The 5141-nt window shown below is 73.2% G+C and carries 1 protein-coding gene; it reads left to right on the plus strand.

Translation table 11 applies throughout. The features are described from left to right. Nucleotides 1-23 precede the first annotated feature (23 nt). Nucleotides 24-5141 (plus strand): SDR family NAD(P)-dependent oxidoreductase (locus AB0367_RS38630; protein ID WP_366231487.1); only part of this gene is annotated, 5118 nt, incomplete at its 3' end.

A 5141-nucleotide genomic window follows, 5' to 3' on the forward strand; every position in this document is an offset into this window, starting at 1 on the left:
GGTCGGGTGTGCGTCGGGCTGGTGTGTCGGCGTTCGGTGTGAGTGGGACGAATGCTCATGTGGTGCTGGAGCAGGCACCCGAACCGACGCCCGCGGCGGACCCGAGCCCGGCGACGGCCCCGGCGCCCACGGTCCTGCCGTTCGTCGTCTCGGCCCGTTCCGATGACGCGCTGCGCGCCCAGGCCCGCAACCTGCTGGCTTTCCTCGATCGGGAACCCGCCGCGCAGTTCGGTGAGGTGGCCCGGGCCCTGGCCACCTCCCGCACCGCCTTCGAGCACCGCGCCGTCGTGATCGCCGACGATCGTGCGCGCCTCACCGAGGGCCTGCGCGCCCTCGCCGTCGTCGGAGATGACGCCGCCGGCCTCGTCCAGGGCCGCACCGTGGCCACGGGTCGCGTCGTCTTCGTGTTTCCGGGTCAGGGTTCGCAGTGGGTGGGTATGGCGCGGCAGTTGTGGGAGCAGTCTGCTGTGTTCGCTGGGCGGATGGTGGAGTGTGAGGCGGCGTTGTCGCCGTTTGTGGGTTGGTCGTTGCGGGATCGGGTGTTTGGGGGTGATGTGTGGGAGCGGGTTGATGTGGTGCAGCCGGTGTTGTTTTCGGTGATGGTGTCGTTGGCGCAGCTGTGGCGGTCGTTTGGTGTGGTGCCGGATGCGGTGGTGGGGCACAGTCAGGGTGAGATCGCGGCGGCGGTGGTGGCTGGTGGGTTGTCGCTGGATGACGGGGCGAGGGTCGTCGCGTTGCGGAGTCAGGCGATCGCGGCGTTGGCCGGGCGGGGTGGTATGGCGTCTGTGCCGTTGCCGGTCGCTGATGTCACTGAACGTCTGAGCGGCCGGTCGGGCGGGCTGTCTGTCGCCGCGGTCAACGGTCCGTCGTCGACCGTTCTGGCCGGTGATCCCGCCGACATCGAGGCGTTCGTCGCGGAGCTTGTCGCGGATGACGTGCGGGCGCGGGTCATCCCGGTCGACTACGCCTCGCACTCGGTCCAGGTCGAGCAGATCCGGGAGCGGCTGCTGAGCGACCTCGCCGGCATCAGCCCGGTCGCAGCCACCGTGCCGTTCCTGTCCACCGTCGACGCCGGCTGGCGGGACACCAGCACCCTCGACGCCGGCTACTGGTATCGCAACCTTCGCCAGACCGTGCGCTTCGCCGAGGCGAGCAGGATCCTCGTCGACGAGGGCTACAACGTCTTCATCGAGTCCAGCGCCCACCCCGTCCTCACCGTCGGTGTCACGCAGACCGCCGACGCCGCCGAAGCCGAGGTCACCGCTGTCGGCACCCTTCGGCGTGGACAGGGCGGTATGGACACCGTCCTGGGTTCGCTCGCTGAGGCGTTCGTGCGCGGACTGTCGCCCGACTGGCCCACGCTCTTCGCCGGCCGGCCGGGCACCGAGGTCGCGCTGCCCACCTACCCGTTCCAGCGCCGCTCGTACTGGCTGCGACGCCCGGCGGACGCCGCCGACGCGCCGCCCGCGCCGCACCCCGCGGAGGCGGGCTTCTGGCAGACCGTCGACGACGAGAACCTCCCGGCCTTCACCGCCACCCTCGGTCTTGGGCCGGCCGACACCGTGAGCGCCGTGCTGCCCGCCCTGGCGGCCTGGCGCCGGCAGTACGAGCAGCGCGCCACGGCCGACTCCTGGCGCTATCGCGTCGACTGGCAGCGGCTTGCCGGCGGGCCGGGTGCCACGCCGGCCGGAACCTGGCTGCTCGTGTCCTCCGCCGCCACCGCCGGCGCCACCCTCATCAGCGCCTGCGAGCGGGCGCTCGCGGAGCACGGTGTCACCGTCGTGCCGGTCACGCTCGACCCGTCCGACGACGAGCGGTCCGTGCTCACCGCGCGCCTCGCCGAGACCCTCGCCGCTGCGCCGAGCCCGGTCCGTGGCGTCCTCTCCCTGCTCGGCCTGGACGAACACCCGCACCGGCGCAACCCCCAGATGACCGACGGCACCGCGCTGAGCCTGGTGCTGCTGCAGGCGCTCGGCGACAGCGGTTGCGAAGCCCCGCTGTGGTGGGCGACCCGAGGCGCGGTGAGCACCGGTACCAACGACGCGCTGACCTCGCCTGCCCAGAGCCTGATCTGGGGCCTCGGCCGGGTCGCCGCGCTGGAGCATCCGGCTCGCTGGGGTGGTCTCGTCGACCTACCGGCCGAGCTTGACGCACCGGCCGCCGAGCGGCTGCGCCACGTCCTCGCCGGACGGGACGGCGAGGACCAGGTGGCCGTCCGGGCCACCGGCGCCTACGGCCGGCGACTGGTCCGCGCCGCACTGACCGACACCGCTGCCGACACCGCGGCCGTACGCTCCTGGCGTCCGGCCGGCACCACGCTCATCACCGGCGGCACCGGCGGCGTGGGCCGGCAGCTGGCTCGTTGGCTCGCCGAGCGTGGGGCGGAACACCTGGTACTGCTCAGCCGCCATGGTGACGCCGCCGACGGCGCGGCCGACCTGGCCGAGCAGCTGACCCTGCTTGGCACCCGGGTATCGATCGTGGCCTGCGACGTCGCCGACCGGGATGAGCTGGCCGCGCTCGTCGCCGGGCTGCGCCGCGACGGCGCCGACATCCGCTCGGTCATTCACGCCGCCGGCGCCGGTGTCCTGATCCCGCTCGACGACACCAACCCGGACCACTTCGCGGAGACGCTGTACGCGAAGGTCCGCGGCGCCGAGAACCTCAACGCCGTCTTCGGCGACGACCCGCTGGACGCCTTCGTCCTGTTCTCTTCGATCTCCGCGGTCTGGGGCAGCGGCGAGCACGGCGCATACGCCTCCGCCAACGCCTACCTCGACGGCCTGGCCGAGAACCGCCGGTCCAGGGGCCTGACCGCCACGTCGATCATCTGGGGGATCTGGGATCCGGCCGATGGCGGCGGTATGGCGGCGAACCTCGTCGAGGAGCAGCTGCGCGGCCGGGGTGTGCCGTTCATGTCGCCCGCCGTGGCCCTCACCGCGTTCCAGCGGGTGCTGGACAACGACGACACCGTCGTCGTGGTCGCCGCCGTCGACTGGGACCGGTTCGCGCCGGTGTTCACCTCGATGCGTCCGAGCCCGCTGATCGCCGACCTCCCGGAGGCGCGCCGGGCCCTGACCACCGAGGAGCCGCGCGCCGAGGAGGAGAACGGGGCGGGCTCCGCGCTGCGCCGCCGGCTGCTCGACACCGCGCCCGCCGACCGGGACCGGCTCCTGACCGATTTCGTACGCACGCACGCCGCAGGCGTCCTGGGCCATGACTCGGGTAGCGGCGTCGACCCGGACCGGGCCTTCCGGGACCTTGGCTTCGACTCCCTCACCGCCGTCGAGATGCGCAACCGGCTGGGCGCCGCCACCGGGCTCCGGCTGCCGGTGACCGTGATCTTCGACTACTCGTCGGCCACCGCGCTCGCCCGGCACGTGGGCGAGCTGCTCCTCGGTACCGGCACCGCCGTACCCGTCGAGACGCCGGTCGCCGCCGCGGCCGACGACGATCCCGTCGTCATCGTCGGGATGGCCTGCCGGTATCCGGGCGGCGTGAGCGATCCGGACGAGCTGTGGGACCTGCTCGTGGCCAGCCGCGACGCCATCACGGAGCTGCCGGGCGATCGGGGCTGGAACGTGACGGGCCTCTACGACGCCGACCCGGACCGGCCCGGCACCACCTATTCGGTCGAGGGCGGTTTCCTGCACGCGGCCGGGGAGTTCGACGCGGCCTTCTTCGGCGTATCGCCGCGCGAGGCGCTGGCGATGGACCCCCAGCAGCGCCTGCTGCTGGAGGCCTCCTGGGAGGCGTTCGAGCGCGCCGGCATCGATCCGGGCAGGCTGCGCGGCAGCCGGACCGGCGTCTTCGCCGGCGCCGCCTACCAGGGGTACGGCAGCTACGAGGTGCCCGACGAGGTCGAGGGCCATCTCATCGCCGGTGTCTCCACCAGCGTCCTGTCCGGGCGCGTCGCGTACACCATGGGCCTGGAAGGCCCCGCGGTGACCGTGGACACCGCATGCTCCTCGTCGCTGGTGGCGTTGCATCTCGCCGCGCAGGCGCTGCGCAGCGGCGAGTGCACGCTCGCTCTGGCCGCGGGCGTCACCGTGCTGGGCACCTCGTTGTCGCTGACCGGATTCAGCCGCCAGCGCGGCCTGGCCTCGGACGGGCGGTGCAAGTCCTACGACGCCTCCGCCGACGGGTTCGGCATCGGCGAGGGCGTCGGTGTGCTGGTGGTGGAGCGGCTCAGCGACGCGCGGCGCAACGGCCACCCGGTGCTCGCGACGGTCCGCGGCTCCGCGATCAACCAGGACGGTGCCAGCAACGGCCTCACCGCCCCGAACGGGCTGGCGCAGCAGCGGGTCATCCGCAGCGCGCTCGCCAACGCCGGCCTCAAGCCGGCCGACGTCGACGTGATCGAGGGACACGGGACCGGCACGAGGCTGGGCGACCCGATCGAGGTGCAGGCGTTGCTGGCCACGTACGGCCAGGGCCGGCCCGCGGACCGGCCCGTGCGGCTCGGCTCGGTGAAGTCCAACATCGGCCACACCCAGGCGGCGTCGGGCGTCGCCGGCATCATCAAGATGGTGCAGGCCATGCGGCACGAGCTGCTGCCCCGGACGCTGCACACCACCGAGCCCACCCCGGACGTCGACTGGTCGGCGGGCACGATCGCCCTGATCACCGAGGCCGAGCGGTGGACGGCGAACGGCCGGCCGCGCCGGGCCGGCATCTCGTCCTTCGGCCTCAGCGGCACCAACGCCCACGTCATCATCGAGCAGCCCGCCGAGGCGGATCGCGAGCCGACCGCCGAGCCGGCCGCACAGCCGAGCGAGGCCCGGCCCGTGCTGTGGCCGATCTCCGGACGCAGCGAGCAGGCGTTGCTGGCCCAGGCGGCCCGGCTGGCCGGCCACGTCGCACGCCGGCCCGGCCTGCGGCCCGCCGACGTCGGATACTCACTGATCCACAACCGGACCGCGTTCGAGCACCGCGCCGTCGTCTCCGGCCGGGACCACGACACGCTGCTGCGGGGCCTGACCGCGCTGGCCGAGGGCCGCGCCGACAGCTCCCTCGTGCAGGGCAAGTCCGGTCCCGTCGGTCGCACCGTCTTCGTGTTTCCGGGTCAGGGTTCGCAGTGGGTGGGTATGGCGCGGCAGTTGTGGGAGCAGTCTGCTGTGTTCGCCCAGCGGATGGTGGAG

The organism is Dactylosporangium sp. NPDC051484, assembly GCF_040689395.1.
Lineage (GTDB): Bacteria > Actinomycetota > Actinomycetes > Mycobacteriales > Micromonosporaceae > Dactylosporangium.